Origin of the sequence: Enterobacter sp. BIDMC 29 (genome assembly GCF_019378755.1) — a bacterium.
Taxonomy (GTDB): Bacteria; Pseudomonadota; Gammaproteobacteria; order Enterobacterales; family Enterobacteriaceae; genus Enterobacter; species Enterobacter ludwigii.
Genome location: NZ_CP080000.1, coordinates 3,383,233 through 3,401,322 on the forward strand (window position 1 = coordinate 3,383,233; position 18,090 = coordinate 3,401,322).

Sequence of the window (18,090 nt, forward strand, 5' to 3'; positions counted from 1 at the left end):
AAACAGCAAAAAGCCATCAATTGCTCAAAACAAAGGCGGCAAGCGCCGCCTTTTTAATCACTTAACGTGAAAAACTATGCAGCTTTTACGGCATCCGCAATACGGTGTGCAAATTCATTCACCTGCGCCTCGTCTTCGCCTTCCACCATTACGCGGATCAGCGGTTCGGTTCCAGATTTACGCAGCAGAACACGCCCACGGTTGCCCAGGGCGGCTTCAACGTCAGCCATCACCGCTTTCACATTTTCATTTTCCAGCGGATCGCCTTTACCGGCGGTGAAACGCACATTCACCAGGATCTGCGGGAACATTTTCATGCCGCTGCAGAGATCGTGCAGGCTCATATGGTTGCGCGCCATGGCGGCAACAACCTGCAGCGCAGCGACGATACCGTCTCCGGTGGTGGTTTTATCCAGCAGGATCACGTGGCCTGAGTTTTCAGCCCCGATGCGCCAGCCTTTTTCCTGCAGTTTTTCCAGCACATAGCGGTCGCCCACTTTTGCACGGACAAACGGAATACCCAGCTGTTTCAGCGCCAGCTCCAGACCCATGTTGCTCATCAGCGTGCCTACTGCACCACCGCGCAACTGGCCCTGACGCAGACCTTCACGCGCAATGATATAGAGGATCTGGTCGCCGTCGACCTTATTACCTTCGTGATCGACCATGATCACGCGATCGCCGTCGCCATCCAGTGCGATGCCCAGATCGGCTTTTTCTGCCAGAACGCGCGCCTGCAGAGCACGAACGTCAGTCGCACCCACCTGTTCGTTAATATTCAGGCCATCAGGCTCACAGCCGATGGTAATCACGTTCGCACCCAGTTCGCGGAAAACATTCGGCGCAATGTGATAGGTCGCACCGTTGGCGCAGTCCACCACAATTTTAAGATGGGCCAGGCTCAGTTCGTTCGGGAAAGTACCTTTGCAGAATTCGATGTAACGACCCGCAGCATCGACAATGCGATTCGCTTTACCCAGCTCGGCGGAGTCGACACAGGTGATCTCTTTTTCCATCTCCGCTTCGATCGCCTCTTCCACTTCATCCGGCAGCTTAGTGCCGTCGATGGAGAAGAATTTAATGCCGTTGTCGTAAAACGGGTTATGCGACGCCGAAATCACAATCCCTGCTTCAGCACGGAAAGTACGCGTCAGATATGCCACAGCAGGCGTTGGCATTGGGCCAGTGAAGGAAGCGGAAAGCCCCGCGGCAGCCAGACCGGCCTCCAGCGCTGACTCCAGCATATACCCGGAGATACGGGTATCTTTACCAATGATGATTTTACGGGAGCCATGACGCGCAAGGACTTTACCCGCTGCCCAGCCCAGTTTCAGTACAAAATCAGGGGTGATTGGCGCATCACCCACGCGCCCACGAATACCATCGGTACCAAAATATTTACGATTACTCATAGCGTTTGTTTTCCTTCGCTGCCAGTGTAGCTTCCACTACACGCATGGCTTCTACTGTTTCTTTAACGTCATGGACACGAATAATGTGCGCGCCCTGCATCGCCGCAATTACAGCGCAGGCCAGGCTTCCGCTCAGACGTTCGCTCGGCCCTACATTCAGTAACTGACCAATCATCGACTTTCTCGACATACCAACCAGCAATGGCAGGTCGAAATGATGGAATTCCGATAAGCGCGCAAGCAGCTCATAATTGTGAGAGAGATTTTTACCGAAACCGAACCCCGGGTCGAGCAGCAATTTCTCTTTTGCGATACCCGCACGTTCACAACGTGCAATATGCTCAATAAAGAATCGATTTACGTCGGCATAAACATCGTCATACTTTGGCGCTTCCTGCATGGTTTTCGGCTGTCCTTGCATGTGCATCAGGCAAACCGGTAGCCCGGTCTCCGCGGCCGCCTCCAGTGCGCCAGGCTCCGTCAGCGAGCGAATATCATTGATGATGTGAGCACCCACTCTCGCGACTTCACGGATCACTTCAGGTTTAGACGTATCGACGGAGATCCACACCTCGAACCGCTGTGCGATAGCTTCAACCACAGGCACCACGCGCGCCAGTTCTTCTTCCACCGAAACGTCTGCCGCCCCAGGGCGCGTCGATTCCCCGCCTACGTCAATGATGGTGGCGCCCGCGTTAATCATCAAATTTGCGTGCTTCACAGCCTCGATAAGCGTGTTATGCGTGCCGCCGTCAGAGAAGGAGTCAGGCGTGACATTCAGGATACCCATCACATGCGGATGTGAGAGATCGAGATGCGAGTCCTGGGCGAATAGTTTCATGGTCAAATCCCTGGTATCAATATGGTTTTACAGAAAAGAAAAACCCCGGAGCAAGCTCCAGGGTTTGAGGTGCAAACATAGACTTCAACAGCAGTGACTTACTTGTCGCCCAACTGTTCTGACATGGTGTTGCCCGGGTTCGGCGTACGCGGTTCATCGACCGGACGCGGCGCACGCGGTGTGCCATTGTTGTCAGAATTGTTGGAAGCGCCTGGGTCTTCCCAACCCGCTGGCGGACGCACTTCGCGGCGAGCCATCAAGTCGTCAATCTGCGGAGCATCGATGGTCTCATATTTCATGAGCGCATCTTTCATCGAATGCAGAATGTCCAGGTTATCGTTCAGGATCTGACGGGCGCGATTGTAGTTACGCTCGATCAGCAGCTTCACTTCCTGGTCAATGATACGTGCGGTTTCATCGGACATGTGTTTCGCTTTCGCCACGGAGCGGCCCAGGAACACTTCACCTTCTTCTTCCGCATACAGCAGGGGACCCAGCTTCTCGGAGAAGCCCCATTGGGTCACCATGTTACGTGCCAGGTTGGTCGCGACTTTAATGTCGTTGGACGCACCGGTCGAAACATGTTCCGCGCCGTAAATAATCTCTTCTGCCAGACGACCGCCGTAAAGGGTTGAAATCTGACTTTCCAGCTTCTGACGACTGGCGCTGATGGCATCGCCTTCCGGCAGGAAGAACGTCACACCCAGCGCACGACCGCGCGGAATAATCGTCACTTTATGCACCGGATCGTGTTCCGGCACCAGGCGACCGATAATCGCGTGACCGGCTTCGTGGTAAGCCGTGGACTCTTTTTGCGCTTCCGTCATCACCATGGAGCGACGTTCCGCACCCATCATGATTTTGTCTTTCGCTTTTTCGAACTCCACCATCGACACAACGCGTTTGTTACCGCGAGCAGCGAACAGTGCAGCTTCGTTGACCAGGTTTGCCAGGTCAGCACCGGAGAAGCCCGGCGTACCACGCGCGATGATTGCCGCGTCGACATCAGGTGCCAGCGGTACGCGACGCATGTGAACTTTCAGAATCTGTTCACGACCACGTACATCCGGAAGACCAACCACAACCTGACGGTCGAAACGGCCTGGACGCAGCAGCGCAGGGTCAAGAACGTCCGGACGGTTAGTCGCCGCGATAACAATAATACCTTCGTTACCTTCGAAGCCATCCATCTCAACCAGCATCTGGTTCAGCGTCTGTTCACGTTCATCGTGACCACCGCCCAGGCCTGCGCCACGCTGGCGGCCTACGGCGTCGATTTCATCGATGAAGATAATGCACGGTGCTGCCTTCTTGGCCTGCTCGAACATGTCACGCACACGAGATGCACCAACACCCACGAACATTTCAACGAAGTCAGAACCTGAAATAGTAAAGAACGGCACCTTCGCTTCACCCGCGATGGCTTTCGCCAGCAGGGTTTTACCGGTACCCGGAGGCCCCACCATCAGAACGCCTTTCGGGATCTTACCGCCCAGTTTCTGGAAACGGCTCGGCTCGCGCAGGTATTCAACCAGTTCGCCCACTTCTTCTTTTGCTTCGTCGCAACCTGCAACGTCGGCAAATGTGGTCTTGATCTGATCTTCCGTTAGCATACGCGCCTTGCTCTTACCGAACGACATGGCACCTTTGCCACCGCCGCCCTGCATCTGGCGCATAAAGAAGATCCAGACGCCAATAAGAAGCAGCATCGGGAACCAGGAGATGAAGATAGAAGCCAGCAGGCTTGGTTCTTCTGGCGGCTCGCCTACCACCTTGACGTTTTTGGTCAGAAGGTTATCAAGCAGCTTAGGATCGTTCACCGGGATGTAAGTCGTGTAACGGTTACTATCTTTCTTGGTAACGTTGATCTCACGTCCGTTGATACGCGCTTCGCGAACCTGGTCCTGATTGACCTCCTGCAGGAAGGTAGAATAATCCACCTTGCGGCCATTCGACTCGCTGGGCCCAAAGCTCTGGAATACTGACATCAGCACAACGGCAATGACCAGCCAGAGTATTAGGTTTTTCGCCATGTCACTCAAGGGATTAACCTCATATTACAACTGTGTTAAAAACAGCGTCAGGATACTCTATATCCCGTGTCATTCAAACTTTCGTCTGAAAGACGCGGGTTATCATTTTCGCCCGGTCGCTACAATATACACTTCTCGGGAACGGGCCCGGGAAGAGTCCGGCTTACGAACTTTAACCTTCGCAAACAGGGAGCGAATTTCCTTAAGATACTCCTCGAAACCTTCGCCCTGAAACACCTTCACAACAAAACTACCACCAGGCGCTAGTACATCACGACACATTTCTAACGCTAGCTCCACCAAATACATGGCGCGGGGGATATCCACCGCCGGTGTTCCACACATATTTGGTGCCATATCTGACATGACAACCTGGACCTTACTATCACCTACACGCTCAAGTAGCGCTTTCAGCACTAATTCATCACGAAAGTCGCCCTGAAGGAAGTCGACACCGACGATGGGATCCATTGGTAAAAGGTCGCATGCGATGATTCGGCCCGTTCCGCCGATCTGCGTAACCGCATACTGGGACCATCCGCCAGGTGCTGCACCGAGATCGACAACCGTCATTCCCGGCTTAAAAAGTTTGTCACTTTGCTGTATTTCATCAAGTTTAAACCAGGCACGGGAACGCAACCCCTTTTTCTGTGCCTGTTGAACATATTTATCGCTAAAGTGTTCCTGAAGCCAGCGGCTGGAGCTGGCAGAACGCTTTTTACCTGTCATTTAACATTTCCGTCCTGGTTCATCGTTACTTGCCTGTGACGTAAATTTCTACGCAGCTATTTGGCGATATAAGGGAGATGGCGGTAGAATGAACCGTTTTCAATCCCAACGTAAGCAAAAATATACGATGAATCTGAGTACTAAACAAAAACAGCACCTTAAAGGTCTGGCACATCCGCTCAAGCCTGTAGTCATGCTTGGCAACAATGGTTTGACCGAAGGGGTGCTTGCCGAGATTGAACAAGCGCTGGAACACCACGAGCTGATCAAGGTGAAAATCGCCTCTGAAGACCGAGACACTAAAAACCTGATCGTGGAAGCCATCGTGCGTGAAACGGGTGCCTGTAATGTACAGGTCATCGGTAAAACGCTGGTGCTCTATCGCCCATCTAAAGAGCGTAAAATCTCGCTGCCACGCTAAGGATATCCTGAATCGAACACATTTTCTGTGTAAAACGAGGGATTTCTGTCAGCAGGTGAGCAAAATGCCACGCTCCTTGAGTTGATAAAAGGCCGCTATGCGGCCTTTTTCTTTTCTTTACAATGTATCAACATCTTAGTCGAGATGCGAATTACAGGTATTCAACCTTAATAATTTCGTATTCCACTTCGCCACCCGGGGTGCGGATAGTGACAACATCATCCTGCTCTTTGCCAATCAGGCCGCGAGCAATCGGGGAGTTCACCGAAATCAGATTCTGTTTAAAGTCCGCTTCATCATCACCCACAATGCGATAAGTCTGCTCTTCGTCATTGTCCAGGTTCAGCACGGTAACCGTTGAACCAAAAATGACGCGGCCATTGTTAGGCATTTTGGTGATATCGATAACCTGCGCATTGGACAGTTTTGCTTCGATATCTTTAATACGCCCTTCACAGAAGCCCTGCTGCTCACGCGCCGCGTGGTATTCAGCATTCTCTTTCAGGTCGCCATGCTCACGCGCATCCGCGATAGCGGCGATGATTTCAGGGCGACGAACGGATTTCAGAAAATCCAGCTCTTCGCGCAGTTTTTCGGCACCACGTAAGGTCATCGGAATAGCTTGCATTTGTTATACCTCTTAAACATTCCTGTTGGGAGCAGTGTTCCCTGCCCCGGCCCCCATGAGCGGGCCAGAAGCAAAAAGAAAACCGACCCGGGAGCGAAGCCCCAGGTCAGCAACAATTTTCAATTTGATACGCATTTTACCGCGAAGTTCACTATGGGTCATCGTTTACTTTGCAGTGCTATGCACCGTAGTATGACGGTTTGTTTTCGGGTTGTTAGCGCGAGATTATGCGATTTTCCAGATTTATCATCGGATTGACTACCAGTTTAGCGTTCAGCGTTCAGGCCGCGAATGTTGATGAGTACATTAATCAGCTACCCGCAGGTGCCAACCTTGCCTTGATGGTGCAGAAGGTCGGGGCGCAGTCGCCAGAGATTGACTATCACAGTCAACAGATGGCGCTGCCTGCCAGTACCCAGAAGGTGATCACCGCACTCGCCGCCCTGCTTCAGCTTGGACCTGACTTCCGTTTTACCACCACGCTCGAGACTAAAGGCAACATCGAGGGTGGCGAACTGAAAGGCGATCTTATCGCCCGTTTCGGGGGAGATCCTACGTTTAAACGCCAGGATATCCGCAACATGGTCGCGTCGCTGAAAAAATCTGGCGTGCAGAAGATTGATGGCAATGTGTTAATCGACACCTCTATTTTTGCCAGCCACGATAAAGCGCCAGGATGGCCGTGGAACGACATGACGCAGTGCTTTAGCGCTCCGCCAGCCGCCGCGATTGTGGATCGTAACTGCTTCTCCATTTCACTTTACAGCGCGCCAAAACCTGATGACTTAGCGTTTATTCGCGTGGCGTCTTACTACCCGGTGACGATGTTCAGCCAGGTTCGTACCCTCGCAAAAGGCTCCCCGGATGCGCAGTATTGCGAGCTGGACGTGGTGCCAGGCGATCTTAACCGCTTCACGCTGACCGGGTGCCTGACACAGCGCGCCGACCCATTGCCGCTGGCCTTTGCGATACAGGATGGCGCAAGCTATGCGGGTGCCATTCTCAAGGATGAACTGAAGCAGGCGGGAATAACCTATTCCGGTACCCTGCTGCGCCAGACGCAGGTTAATCAACCCGGTACGGTCATCGCCAGCAAACAATCTGCGCCGCTGCACGATTTGCTACGGATTATGCTGAAAAAGTCTGACAACATGATTGCTGACACGGTGTTCCGCATGATTGGTCACGCGCGTTTCGGCGTGCCAGGAACCTGGCGTGCGGGTTCCGACGCCGTACGTCAGATCCTGCGCCAACAGGCGGGGATCGATCTTGGCAACACCATTGCCGTCGATGGCTCCGGGTTATCGCGGCATAATTTGATCTCCCCGGCAACGATGATGCAAGTACTTCAGTACATTGCACAACATGACACTGAGCTAAACTTTATTTCGATGCTGCCACTTGCCGGGCATGACGGTTCGCTTCAGTACCGTGCCGGCCTTCATGCGGCCGGGGTGGACGGAAAAGTTTCAGCCAAGACAGGTTCACTGCAGGGGGTTTATAACCTTGCAGGCTTCATCACTACCGCCAGCGGGCAACGCATGGCATTCGTGCAGTATCTTTCCGGCTATGCCGTCGAACCGACCGACCAGCGTAATCGTCGTATTCCACTGGTTCGCTTCGAAAGCAGGCTTTATAAGGACATCTACCAGAATAACTAGCGATGAAACTACTCATAGTTGAAGACGATCTGTTATTGCAGGAAGGGCTGGCTCTGGCGCTGGCCAATGAAGGATATGCCCTCGACTGCGCCGCCACGGCGGCTGAGGCGGATGCCCTGATCCAGAGCGGCGAATACAGTCTGGTGATCCTCGATTTAGGCTTACCGGATAAAGACGGCGCTACGCAGCTAAGCCAGTGGCGCCGCCGGGGTATCGCCAATCCGGTATTGATCCTGACGGCACGGGATGCCATCGAAGATCGTATCAACGGCCTCGATTCTGGCGCTGATGATTACCTGGTGAAACCGTTTGCCCTTGCGGAGCTTCAGGCGCGGGTACGGGCGTTGATTCGTCGTTATCAGGGACACAGCGATAACCTACTGACTGACGGCGATATTACGCTGAATCTGCAAACCCAGCAGGTGCTCTGCCAGTCCCTGCCGGTTGAAGTAACCCCTAAAGAGTTTGCGCTGCTGACGCGCCTGATTATGCGCAGCGGACAAACGGTACACCGCGAAACCCTGCAGCAGGACATTTATTCCTGGCAGGACGATCCGGGCTCAAATACCCTCGAAGTGCATATTCACAATCTGCGTCGCAAACTGGGTAAAGACCGGATTAAAACTGTCCGTGGCGTAGGCTACCGTCTGGAGAGCCAGAAATGAACAGCATGCGTCGGCGATTAATGGTTCTGCTGGCGGTCATTCTGTTATTTTTCCAGCTGATAAGCGTGATCTGGCTCTGGCATGAAAGCCGTGAACAGATTGGTTTTCTGGTCAACGAAACGCTCTCGGCGAAATCGCGCAATAATCATGTCGAGAAAGAGATCCGTGAAGCGATTGCCTCGCTGCTGGTCCCCTCTCTGGTGATGGTCGGTTTTACGCTGTGCTTCTCATTCTGGGCGGTCACCTGGATAACCCGGCCGCTGAATCAACTGCGCGTCAGCCTGGCGAACCGCTCGGCGGATAACTTAACCCCGCTCCCTGTCTATTCCGACATGGAAGAAATTGGTGCCGTCACAACCTCGCTCAACCAGCTCCTCGCCCGTTTGGATCACACCATTCAACAGGAACGTCTCTTCACCGCGGACGCCGCTCACGAGCTGCGAACGCCGCTTGCGGGGATCAGACTGCATCTGGAACTGATGGCACAGTCTGGCTCTCCACAGGCCACAACGTTAATTACCCGTATCGATCAGCTGATGCACACGGTTGAGCAACTGCTGATGTTGTCCCGTGCCGGACAGGCGATGGCGAGCGGTCACTATGAAACCGTCAACTGGACAGACGATATCATCATGCCGCTCGGTCTTGGACATGAAGCCAAAGAGCATACGGTGATATGGCCGGACAAAAGCCCGCTCACGGTGCAGGGTGATGCGGTACTTCTGCGTTTGATGCTGCGCAATCTGCTTGAGAACGCCGGGCGCTACAGTCCGTCAGGCACAACGATTCGCGTGACTCTGGCCGACGTTGACGGGGGGACACAGGTCAGCGTTATCGATCAGGGGCCGGGAATAGATGAAGCGCACCGCCAGTCGATTACTGAACCGTTCCGTCGTCTTGACCAGCGCTACGGTGGCAGCGGCCTGGGGCTGAGCATTGTGCAACGTATCGTGCAGCTCCACCACGGCAAGCTGACGCTGGAGAATGGTGCTGAGGGCGGCTTAATCGCCAGCTGCTGGTTGCCGTCCAGCCTGCAATAAAAAAGCCCCCTTCCGGGGGCTTTAAACTGCGATTAGTGCTTGTAGATGAACTCGACACCTTCTTCGTCGTCTTCATCCCAGTCGTCGTCCCAGTCTTCTTCCTCTTCCACTTCCAGCTCTTCGAGCTGTTGGCGGTGGTAGTCATCCCACATGAATTCGACTTTTTCTGGCTGTTTCGCTTCTTCAGCCTGAACAACCGGGTTCTCGATGATAAAGGTCATCACATCCCAGCACAGATCTTTCACGCCAACCTGGCTTGCCGCGGAGATCAGGTAGTATTTATCTTCCCAGCCCATCGCTTCAGCAATGGCTTTCGCTTTCGCTTCCGCTTCGGCTTTATCCATCAAATCGATCTTGTTAAAGACCAGCCAGCGCGGCTTGTTCGCCAGTTTTTCGCTGTATTTTTCCAGCTCGCCGATAATGATGCGGGCATTTTCTACCGGATCGGAACCGTCGATTGGATCGATATCGATGAGATGCAGCAGTACGCGGCAGCGCTCAAGGTGTTTCAGGAAGCGGATCCCCAGACCGGCACCTTCTGCAGCACCTTCAATCAGACCCGGGATATCAGCAACCACAAAGCTCTTCTCGTTATCCATACGGACAACGCCCAGGCTTGGTACCAGCGTGGTAAACGGATAATCCGCCACTTTTGGCTTGGCTGCAGAGACCGCACGAATAAACGTCGATTTACCGGCGTTTGGCATACCCAGCATCCCGACATCGGCCAGAAGCATCAGCTCCAGCTGCAGATCGCGCTTGTCGCCCGGCGTACCCATCGTTTTCTGACGCGGGGTACGGTTAACGGACGATTTGAAACGGCTGTTACCCAGACCGTGCCAGCCGCCTTTCGCCACCATCAGACGCTGACCGTGTTTGGTCATATCGCCCATGGTTTCGCCCGTCCCCTGGTCAATCACACGCGTACCAACCGGAACCTTAATGGTCACGTCTTTACCGCGTTTGCCCGTACAGTCACGGCTTTGACCGTTCTGACCACGCTCAGCGCGGAAGGATTTTTCGAAACGGTAGTCGATCAGCGTGTTGAGGTTCTCATCCGCCTCCAGCCACACGTCACCGCCGTCCCCGCCATCACCGCCATCAGGACCGCCACGTGGAATATATTTCTCACGGCGGAAGCTCACGCAACCATTGCCGCCATCACCTGCCACGACCAGGATTGTCGCTTCATCAACAAACTTCATTTTACTCTCCGTAACTCATTCGCCTGAGCGGGGGACTACTACGACCGCTTCATTTTTGCGCCAACGCCCCCAAAGACGATGACCAATGGCGGAATACATCGCGCCCGCAACCACGACAAACGCACCGAGATAGCCCAACATGTTGAGCATCGGTCTGGCGAAGACATCGGGCCAGGCCATTGATAACAAATCTGAAAATAACAGCGTAAACAGCGGGGTAAGCGTAATGAGTGCGCTCACCTGTGCTGCCTGCCAGCGCGCCATCGCTTCGGCCAGCGCGCCATAACCGACCAGCGTGTTCAGCCCACAAAAAATGAGGCACGCCAGTTGCCAGTCGCTAAGCTGGGTAATCACACCCGGTTTTGCTAACGGCAATAATGCTATTGTACACAAAGTGTACAGCAAAAAGAGGATCTGCTGTGAGGCCAAACGACGCAATAACACCTTTTGCGCGACGCCATAACTCACCCAAACCGTTGCTGCTCCCACACCGAAGATCACACCCCAGGTGTAATCCGTCAGTCGGGTAAAAATCTCTATCAGACTGGTGTTGAAGAACATCACCAGACCACAGAGCAACATGCTCGCCCCGATAATTTGCGTGCCACGCATCTTCTCCTTGAGGATAAAGACGCTGGCGACCATCATGCCGACCGGTGAAAGCTGACCAATCACCTGCGACGCCGTGGGGCTAAGATACTGCAGGGAAGAACTGAACAGTATGAAGTTACCGAACAGGCCGCCCGTCGCGATAGCCAGCAACACCAGCCAGCGCGGTTTACGGAAGATACGCAACGGCGGAAGCTTACCTTTGATCGCGAGGATGGCCCCAAGGCCGATACTTGCCATCAGAAAGCGATAAAACACCACCGTTGGCGGCTCCATCACTTCCAGTACCTGCTTCATTGCAATTGGCAGCGCACCCCAGCACATTGCGGTCGTGAGCGCCAAAAGAATACCAATGCCGGCCTGCTGCTTCATGCCCGTTTTCCCTACAGAAAAAATTACCGGGTTTCCAATGTAAAAAGCCCCGCAACAGGTTGCGGGGCTTTAATCCGTTACCGGACCGAGAAAACCTTACTCAGCAACGATGCTGATGTATTTACGGTTGTTCGGGCCTTTAACTTCAAATTTCACTTTACCGTCTGCTTTAGCAAACAGAGTGTGGTCACGACCGCAACCTACGTTGTTGCCAGCGTGGAATTTGGTGCCACGTTGACGAACAATGATGCTACCCGCCAGAACGGATTCGCCACCGAAACGCTTAACGCCCAGGCGTTTAGCTTCTGAATCGCGACCGTTACGTGTGGAGCCGCCAGCCTTTTTATGTGCCATTTAAATCTCTCCTCAGGTCTTAGGCGCTGATGCCAGTAATTTTCACATCAGTGAACCACTGACGGTGGCCCTGCTGCTTACGGTAGTGTTTACGACGACGAAACTTAACGATTTTAACTTTCTCGCCACGACCGTGAGCAACAACTTCAGCTTTGATAACGCCGCCATCAACGAAAGGAACGCCGATTTTGACTTCTTCACCGTTTGCGATCATCAGAACTTCTGCGAACTCAACAGATTCGCCAGTTGCGATGTCCAGCTTTTCCAGGCGAACGGTCTGACCTTCGCTTACTCGGTGTTGTTTACCACCACTTTGGAAAACCGCGTACATATAAACTCCGCTTCCGCGCACATCCTCGTATGAATCAGAGTGCGCTATAAATATTCACAATAGGGCGCGAATATTACGCAAAACGCGAGCCTTTGACAAGTGCTACCATCAATACATGAAGAAAAAAAACACAACGCGTAAGGTAACGTTTATCTGAGCCGTTTTTTCAGTACAATCAGCACTACTATTGATAAACCTAACCCTTCGTTACCCCATTGAAGATGGGATAAACAGGATAAAAAGCCCGGCTTTTGCGATGAATTTAGAAAAAATCAACGAGTTAACCGCGCAAGATATGGCGGGTGTGAATGCAGCAATCCTGGAGCAACTCAATTCTGACGTTCAGCTGATCAATCAGTTGGGCTATTACATCGTCAGCGGCGGCGGTAAACGCATTCGCCCGATGATTGCCATCCTGGCTGCCCGAGCCGTCGGCTATCAGGGAAATGCTCACGTCACGATCGCGGCACTGATCGAATTTATTCACACTGCGACGCTTCTTCATGATGATGTTGTGGATGAATCAGACATGCGCCGGGGTAAAGCCACCGCCAACGCCGCCTTTGGCAATGCTGCCAGCGTCCTGGTGGGGGATTTTATCTATACCCGTGCCTTCCAGATGATGACCAGCCTGGGTTCGCTGAAAGTGCTGGAGGTCATGTCTGAAGCCGTTAACGTGATTGCTGAGGGCGAAGTGCTTCAGCTGATGAACGTCAACGACCCTGACATCACCGAAGAAAACTACATGCGCGTGATTTACAGCAAAACTGCGCGCCTGTTTGAAGCGGCTGCACAGTGTTCCGGCATTCTGGCTGGCTGTAGCGAAGCCCAGGAAAAAGGGCTGCAGGACTATGGCCGTTATCTGGGTACCGCATTCCAGCTGATTGATGATTTGCTGGATTACAGTGCAGACGGCGAAACGCTCGGCAAAAACGTGGGTGATGACCTGAACGAAGGCAAACCGACGCTGCCGCTACTCCATGCGATGCGCAACGGGTCAGCCGACCAGGCGAAAATGATTCGTGAAGCGATCGAGCAGGGAAATGGTCGTCATCTTCTGGAACCCGTGCTGGAAACAATGGCCATTTGCGGATCGCTGGACTGGACACGTCAGCGTGCCGAAGAAGAGGCGGATAAAGCCATCGCCGCACTTCAGGTCATCCCGGACAGCCCATGGCGCGATGCGCTCATTGGTCTTGCCCATATCGCCGTTCAGCGCGACCGTTAATCCTGCTCTCCCCTCCCCGCGGACCTCGCGGGGAGATTCCAGTACACACCTGTATATTCCTCTTTCACGTAAACGCACCGGTTTACAGACCGCATGAATAAAGCCATGCCTTATTCTGAATATCCCTACCAGTAACGCGAACTTTTTAGAACAAGAAATTGAAATGGGTATAGTAAGGCCAGTCGTTTCAGACGAAATGGCGTAAGTGAATCCGAACTTAAGGACAGCGTTATGGACACGAAATTTATCGACTGGCACACAGCAGATATCATTGCGGCACTGCGCAAAAAAGGCACATCACTGGCTGCGGAATCTCGCCGCCATGGCCTGAGTTCTTCAACCCTGGCAAATGCCCTGACGCGCCCCTGGCCGAAGGGAGAGTTGATCATTGCGACGGCGCTGGATACGCATCCGTGGGTGATCTGGCCTTCGCGTTACCACGATCCCATTACCCATGAATTTATCGACAGATCGCGCATGATCCGCCAGAGGAAAGTGAAGAAAGACCCGCAGGAATAGCGGTTTTTTTGACAGGAACAGCAACCCCCCGGTCATTTCTGGCAGGGGGCTGCCGGAACGATTACTCGCCCTTCACACGCTCGATATTCGCACCCAGCGCGCGCAGTTTATCTTCGATACGTTCATAGCCACGATCGATGTGATAAATACGATCAACGACCGTCGTCCCTTCCGCAATACAACCCGCCAGCACCAGGCTTGCAGATGCACGCAGATCGGTTGCCATCACCTGAGCACCAGACAGTTTCTCAACGCCGTGGCAAATCACGGTATTACTCTCGATCTCAGCATGTGCGCCCATACGGATCAGTTCCGGTACGTGCATAAAGCGATTTTCAAAGATGGTCTCGGTAATGAACCCCGTCCCTTCCGCCACCAGGTTTAACAGGGTGAACTGCGCCTGCATATCGGTCGGGAAAGCAGGATGCGGAGCTGTACGCACGTTTACCGCTTTTGGACGGTTGCCGTGCATGTCCAGGCTGATCCAGTCTTCACCGATTTCGATATCAGCGCCTGCGTCACGCAGTTTCGCCAGCACCGCATCCAGGGTATCTGGCTGCGCGTTGCGGCAGGTAATTTTCCCGCCTGAAATCGCGGCAGCAACCAGGAACGTCCCGGTTTCGATACGGTCTGGCAGGACGCGGTACACGCCGCCGCCCAGACGCTCAACGCCTTCGATGGTGATACGGTCGGTGCCCTGGCCGGTGATCTTCGCACCCAGCGCCACGAGGAAGTTCGCGGTATCCACAATCTCCGGTTCACGCGCGGCGTTTTCGATGATGGTAGTACCTTCTGCCAGCGTTGCCGCAGACATGATGGTGACGGTGGCACCAACGCTCACTTTGTCCATGACAATGTGCGCACCTTTCAGGCGGCCATTCACAGACGCTTTAACATAACCTTCTTCGAGTTTGATCTCGGCGCCCAGTTTCTCCAGGCCAAAGATGTGCAGATCAACCGGACGTGCGCCGATTGCGCAGCCACCCGGCAGGGAAACCTGACCCTGACCAAAACGTGCCACCAGCGGGCCAAGCGCCCAGATGGATGCACGCATGGTTTTCACCAGATCGTAAGGTGCAGAGAAGTTGTTTACGTTGCTGGCGTCGATCCAGACGGAACCGTTACGCTCAACTTTGGTGCCCAGCTGGCTGAGCAACTTCATGGTGGTGTCGATATCTTTCAGCTTCGGTACGTTCTGAATTTCTACCGGCTCTTCCGCGAGCAGCGCAGCAAAGAGGATGGGCAGCGCGGCATTTTTTGCGCCAGAAATTGTGACTTCGCCCTGGAGACGCGTTGGCCCCTGTACACGAAATTTATCCATTGTGTGCTCTCTTATAAATTCAACCGTGCTGCGGGCGTGTCGCCCACAACTCAAAAACCGTTTAGTTTGCGATCGCGTGCCCACTCTTGAGGGGTAAACGCTTTGATCGACAGGGCGTGGATGCGGTTATCCGCAATGTATTCCATCAGCGGCGCGTATACAGCCTGCTGTTTCTTCACACGGCTCATACCGTCGAACATCTCACCCACAGCAATAACCTGGAAGTGACTGCCATCGCCAGTGACGTGGGCTTCCTGAAGGGAGAGTGCATTCATCAGCACTGTCTGGATTTCATGATTTTCCATGGGTTCTTAATCATCTGATAGTGAAAACAAGCCCAACATCTTAGAGCAAAGTGGCGTCGTCTTAAACAAGCAAAAAGCCCCGACGATGAATCTGCCAGGGCTTTCAGAAGTAACGCACTGAAAATATTAACGAGGCAGTACGTCCTGAGGGAGATTATAGAGCTGGGCCAGGGTGACCACATTATCGCTCGCCGCGTGCAGCGTAACGCTTGTCCCCTGCTTTTTCCCCACGGCAACAAGATGGGCCAGCAGCGCGACGCCTGCCGTGTCCACCCGTGAAATGCCGCTCAGATCGATAACCGTCACGCCCTGCATCGCTTCAAAACGTTTGTCCCAGAGCGGGTTCAGCAGATCCTGGTCGAGTTCACCCGTCAGCTTCAACGTCTCACCCTCACGCGACCAGCTCAGTTGATCCGACATTACTTCTTCTCGTCCAGAGAGATTTTCTGACGCGAGATAGACTGTAGCTGTGCGGTCAGGCCATCAATGCCTTTGGTGCGCAGCAGGTCACTCCACTCGTTCTGTTTAGTGGTGATCATGCTCACCCCTTCCGCAATCATGTCATAGGCCTGCCAGTGACCGGTCTGGCTGTTTTTACGCCACTGGAAGTCCAGGCGCACTGGCGGACGGCCGTTAGGATCGATAATCGTGACGCGGATAGGAATGATAGTCGCGTCGCCCAGCGGCTGCTCTGGCGCAATCTGATAGGTCTGACCGTGATACATCGCCAGTGCCTGACCGTAAGCCTGTTTCAGGTATTCACGGAACGCGGCGAAATAGGCGTCGCGCTGCGCCGGGGTCGCGTCTTTGTAATAACGGCCCAGAACCAACGCACCCGCATATTTGATCTGCACGTACGGCAGCAGCTCTTGATCAACCACGTCGCGCAGATAATCAGGATTGGAACGAATTTTCGGCTGTTCGTTTTTAAGCCGGTCGAAGGTCTTCTTCGCAGCCTCATCCATCAGTTTGTACGGGTTACTCTGATCCGCAGCATGCGCCGCGGTGAGAGGGGCAATGACCAGCATGGCAACCATTAACAGTCGTTTAAACATGAATGACTTCTCCTGAAATTAATTCGTCGTGCCTGGTGTCGGTGCGACACTGGCAGGATCTTCGCTCTGCGCAGGGGCAGCGTCGGACTTCTTATCATCTCCTTTACTGTTATAAAGGAACTGACCAATCATATCCTCCAGTACCATCGCGGACTTCGTATCCTGGATTACGCTACCGTCTTTAAGGATAGTCGTTCCCAGCTCCGGGTCTTCAAAACCGACGTTAAGCGCCAGATATTGCTCACCCAGGAGGCCGGACGTGCGGATAGAAAGCGAGCTGGTGTCCGGGATATGGTTGTAACGCTCTTCAATATCCATCGACACGCGCGGCAGATAGGTTTTCTCATCAAGCGTAATGTCAGAGACGCGCCCGATGACCACCCCGCCTATACGTACCGGCGAGCGCGCCTTCAGCCCGCCGATGTTATCAAAGGTCGCATAAATGCGATAAGTCGGCTCGGTGCGCACAGACGTGATATCCGCCGCTCTCAGGCAGATAAACAGCGCGGCCAGCAACGCCAGTAACAGGAACACGCCGACCCAAATTTCATTTTTTCTCGTTTGCATGAACTCAATTCCCAAACATCAGTGCGGTGAGCACAAAATCCAGACCCAGTACGGCCAGCGACGAATGTACGACAGTACGTGTAGTTGCACGGCTGATGCCCGCCGAAGTCGGGATCGCATCATAGCCATTGAACAAGGCGATCCAGGTGACCGTAATGGCAAATACCACGCTTTTAATCAGACAGTTAACCAGATCCATCCGCAGATCGATGGCATCCTGCATGGCCGACCAGAAGAAGCCCGCATCGATGCCCTTCCAGTGAACGCCAACCAGCGAGCCGCCCCAGATACCCACGGCGACAAAGAGAATTGTCAGGAGCGGTAAGGAAATCACCCCCGCCCAGAAGCGTGGCGAGATCACGCGACGCAGCGGGTCGACCGCCATCATCTCCATGCTGGAAAGCTGCTCGGTCGCACGCATCAGGCCAATTTCAGCGGTCAATGCTGACCCTGCACGCCCGGCGAACAACAGCGCCGCCACCACCGGCCCCAGTTCACGCAGCAGCGACAGCGCCACCAGCATGCCGAGGCTGGTTTCGGCGCTGTAGGTCGTCAGAACGAGGTAGCCCTGCAGCCCCAACACCATGCCGATAAACAGACCGGAGACAATGATGATGAGCATCGACAGCACGCCGACATTATAGAGCTGCCGCACCAGTAGCGGTGCATGCTTACGAAATTCCGGCTTGCCGACCAGCGCGTTGAACAACATCAATCCGGCACGCCCGAACGTCCTGATGGTTTTTATGCCACGGTGTCCAAGAGCGGCCAATGCATTTAACAGCATCAGTGGC

The 18,090-nt window shown here is 53.8% G+C and carries 21 protein-coding genes; 6 read left to right on the top strand and 15 right to left on the bottom strand.

Features of this window, described 5'->3' with window-relative positions:
- Positions 1 to 74: 74 nt before the first annotated feature.
- The 4 genes from glmM to rlmE all read right to left on the bottom strand — a co-directional run bounded on the left by glmM (position 75) and on the right by rlmE (position 5,015).
- On the bottom strand, positions 75 to 1,412 hold the full coding sequence (gene glmM / locus JTA15_RS14910; protein WP_014171789.1) for a phosphoglucosamine mutase: 1,338 nt from the start codon (positions 1,410 to 1,412) through the stop codon (positions 75 to 77).
- A complete protein-coding gene (folP, locus tag JTA15_RS14915) occupies positions 1,405 to 2,253 on the bottom strand; it encodes a dihydropteroate synthase (RefSeq protein WP_020883535.1) in 849 nt (282 codons plus the stop codon). Before folP ends, glmM begins: the two co-directional genes overlap by 8 nt.
- Positions 2,254 to 2,351: 98 nt before the next feature.
- Entirely contained in the window at positions 2,352 to 4,286 is a 1,935-nt protein-coding gene (gene ftsH, locus JTA15_RS14920) for an ATP-dependent zinc metalloprotease FtsH (protein ID WP_025202925.1), read from the bottom strand.
- Positions 4,287 to 4,388: 102 nt separating this feature from the next.
- Positions 4,389 to 5,015 (bottom strand): 23S rRNA (uridine(2552)-2'-O)-methyltransferase RlmE, encoded by a 627-nt coding sequence (gene rlmE, locus JTA15_RS14925; protein WP_014171792.1) that lies wholly within the window; start codon positions 5,013 to 5,015, stop codon positions 4,389 to 4,391.
- A gap of 127 nt (positions 5,016 to 5,142) precedes the next feature.
- Between rlmE and yhbY the strand changes: the two genes are divergently transcribed.
- Positions 5,143 to 5,436 (top strand): ribosome assembly RNA-binding protein YhbY, encoded by a 294-nt coding sequence (yhbY, locus tag JTA15_RS14930; protein WP_003861814.1) that lies wholly within the window; start codon positions 5,143 to 5,145, stop codon positions 5,434 to 5,436.
- A 151-nt stretch (positions 5,437 to 5,587) separates the two neighbouring features.
- Here yhbY and greA read toward each other — a convergent pair whose 3' ends face one another.
- A complete protein-coding gene (gene greA, locus JTA15_RS14935; RefSeq protein ID WP_014171793.1) occupies positions 5,588 to 6,064 on the bottom strand; it encodes a transcription elongation factor GreA in 477 nt (158 codons plus the stop codon).
- A 227-nt stretch (positions 6,065 to 6,291) separates the two neighbouring features.
- Here greA and dacB point away from each other — a divergent pair, with 227 nt between their 5' ends.
- Genes dacB through pmrB form a run of 3 tightly spaced genes read left to right on the top strand, consistent with a single transcriptional unit; the run spans position 6,292 to position 9,430 of the window.
- Positions 6,292 to 7,725 carry a serine-type D-Ala-D-Ala carboxypeptidase gene (dacB, locus tag JTA15_RS14940; protein WP_219372457.1) on the top strand — a complete coding sequence of 478 codons (1,434 nt, stop codon included), beginning with the start codon at positions 6,292 to 6,294 and terminating at the stop codon, positions 7,723 to 7,725.
- A gap of 2 nt (positions 7,726 to 7,727) precedes the next feature.
- Positions 7,728 to 8,390 carry a two-component system response regulator PmrA gene (pmrA, locus tag JTA15_RS14945; protein WP_014171795.1) on the top strand — a complete coding sequence of 221 codons (663 nt, stop codon included), beginning with the start codon at positions 7,728 to 7,730 and terminating at the stop codon, positions 8,388 to 8,390.
- Positions 8,387 to 9,430 (top strand): two-component system sensor histidine kinase PmrB, encoded by a 1,044-nt coding sequence (gene pmrB / locus JTA15_RS14950; RefSeq protein ID WP_014171796.1) that lies wholly within the window; start codon positions 8,387 to 8,389, stop codon positions 9,428 to 9,430. The genes pmrA and pmrB overlap by 4 nt, the downstream gene beginning before the upstream one ends.
- Positions 9,431 to 9,462: 32 nt before the next feature.
- Here pmrB and cgtA read toward each other — a convergent pair whose 3' ends face one another.
- The 4 genes from cgtA to rplU form a co-directional block, all read right to left on the bottom strand.
- Complete coding sequence (gene cgtA / locus JTA15_RS14955; protein WP_014171797.1) at positions 9,463 to 10,635, bottom strand: Obg family GTPase CgtA; 1,173 nt, start codon at positions 10,633 to 10,635, stop codon at positions 9,463 to 9,465.
- A gap of 15 nt (positions 10,636 to 10,650) precedes the next feature.
- Positions 10,651 to 11,616 carry a DMT family transporter gene (locus JTA15_RS14960; protein ID WP_219372458.1) on the bottom strand — a complete coding sequence of 322 codons (966 nt, stop codon included), beginning with the start codon at positions 11,614 to 11,616 and terminating at the stop codon, positions 10,651 to 10,653.
- A gap of 96 nt (positions 11,617 to 11,712) precedes the next feature.
- A complete protein-coding gene (rpmA, locus tag JTA15_RS14965) occupies positions 11,713 to 11,970 on the bottom strand; it encodes a 50S ribosomal protein L27 (RefSeq protein WP_004385076.1) in 258 nt (85 codons plus the stop codon).
- 19 nt (positions 11,971 to 11,989) lie between these two features.
- Entirely contained in the window at positions 11,990 to 12,301 is a 312-nt protein-coding gene (gene rplU / locus JTA15_RS14970) for a 50S ribosomal protein L21 (RefSeq protein ID WP_003025032.1), read from the bottom strand.
- A 256-nt stretch (positions 12,302 to 12,557) separates the two neighbouring features.
- Between rplU and ispB the strand changes: the two genes are divergently transcribed.
- The gene (gene ispB / locus JTA15_RS14975; protein ID WP_020883532.1) at positions 12,558 to 13,529 is read left to right on the top strand and encodes an octaprenyl diphosphate synthase; all 972 of its coding nucleotides are present in this window, start codon (positions 12,558 to 12,560) and stop codon (positions 13,527 to 13,529) included.
- Positions 13,530 to 13,760: 231 nt separating this feature from the next.
- Complete coding sequence (gene sfsB / locus JTA15_RS14980) at positions 13,761 to 14,048, top strand: DNA-binding transcriptional regulator SfsB (RefSeq protein ID WP_014171802.1); 288 nt, start codon at positions 13,761 to 13,763, stop codon at positions 14,046 to 14,048.
- Positions 14,049 to 14,109: 61 nt separating this feature from the next.
- Here the strand turns inward: sfsB and murA are convergent, their stop codons facing one another.
- The 6 genes from murA to mlaE form a co-directional block, all read right to left on the bottom strand.
- On the bottom strand, positions 14,110 to 15,369 hold the full coding sequence (gene murA / locus JTA15_RS14985; RefSeq protein ID WP_020883531.1) for a UDP-N-acetylglucosamine 1-carboxyvinyltransferase: 1,260 nt from the start codon (positions 15,367 to 15,369) through the stop codon (positions 14,110 to 14,112).
- Positions 15,370 to 15,419: 50 nt separating this feature from the next.
- A complete protein-coding gene (gene ibaG / locus JTA15_RS14990) occupies positions 15,420 to 15,674 on the bottom strand; it encodes a BolA family iron metabolism protein IbaG (protein ID WP_008501458.1) in 255 nt (84 codons plus the stop codon).
- Positions 15,675 to 15,800: 126 nt separating this feature from the next.
- Complete coding sequence (gene mlaB, locus JTA15_RS14995) at positions 15,801 to 16,094, bottom strand: lipid asymmetry maintenance protein MlaB (protein ID WP_014171806.1); 294 nt, start codon at positions 16,092 to 16,094, stop codon at positions 15,801 to 15,803.
- Positions 16,094 to 16,729 carry a phospholipid-binding protein MlaC gene (gene mlaC / locus JTA15_RS15000; RefSeq protein WP_014171807.1) on the bottom strand — a complete coding sequence of 212 codons (636 nt, stop codon included), beginning with the start codon at positions 16,727 to 16,729 and terminating at the stop codon, positions 16,094 to 16,096. Before mlaC ends, mlaB begins: the two co-directional genes overlap by 1 nt.
- A gap of 18 nt (positions 16,730 to 16,747) precedes the next feature.
- Positions 16,748 to 17,296, bottom strand: a complete 549-nt coding sequence (gene mlaD, locus JTA15_RS15005) for an outer membrane lipid asymmetry maintenance protein MlaD (protein ID WP_025202923.1) — start codon at positions 17,294 to 17,296, stop codon at positions 16,748 to 16,750.
- Positions 17,297 to 17,300: 4 nt separating this feature from the next.
- Positions 17,301 to 18,083, bottom strand: a complete 783-nt coding sequence (gene mlaE / locus JTA15_RS15010) for a lipid asymmetry maintenance ABC transporter permease subunit MlaE (RefSeq protein ID WP_010436044.1) — start codon at positions 18,081 to 18,083, stop codon at positions 17,301 to 17,303.
- Positions 18,084 to 18,090 lie beyond the last annotated feature (7 nt).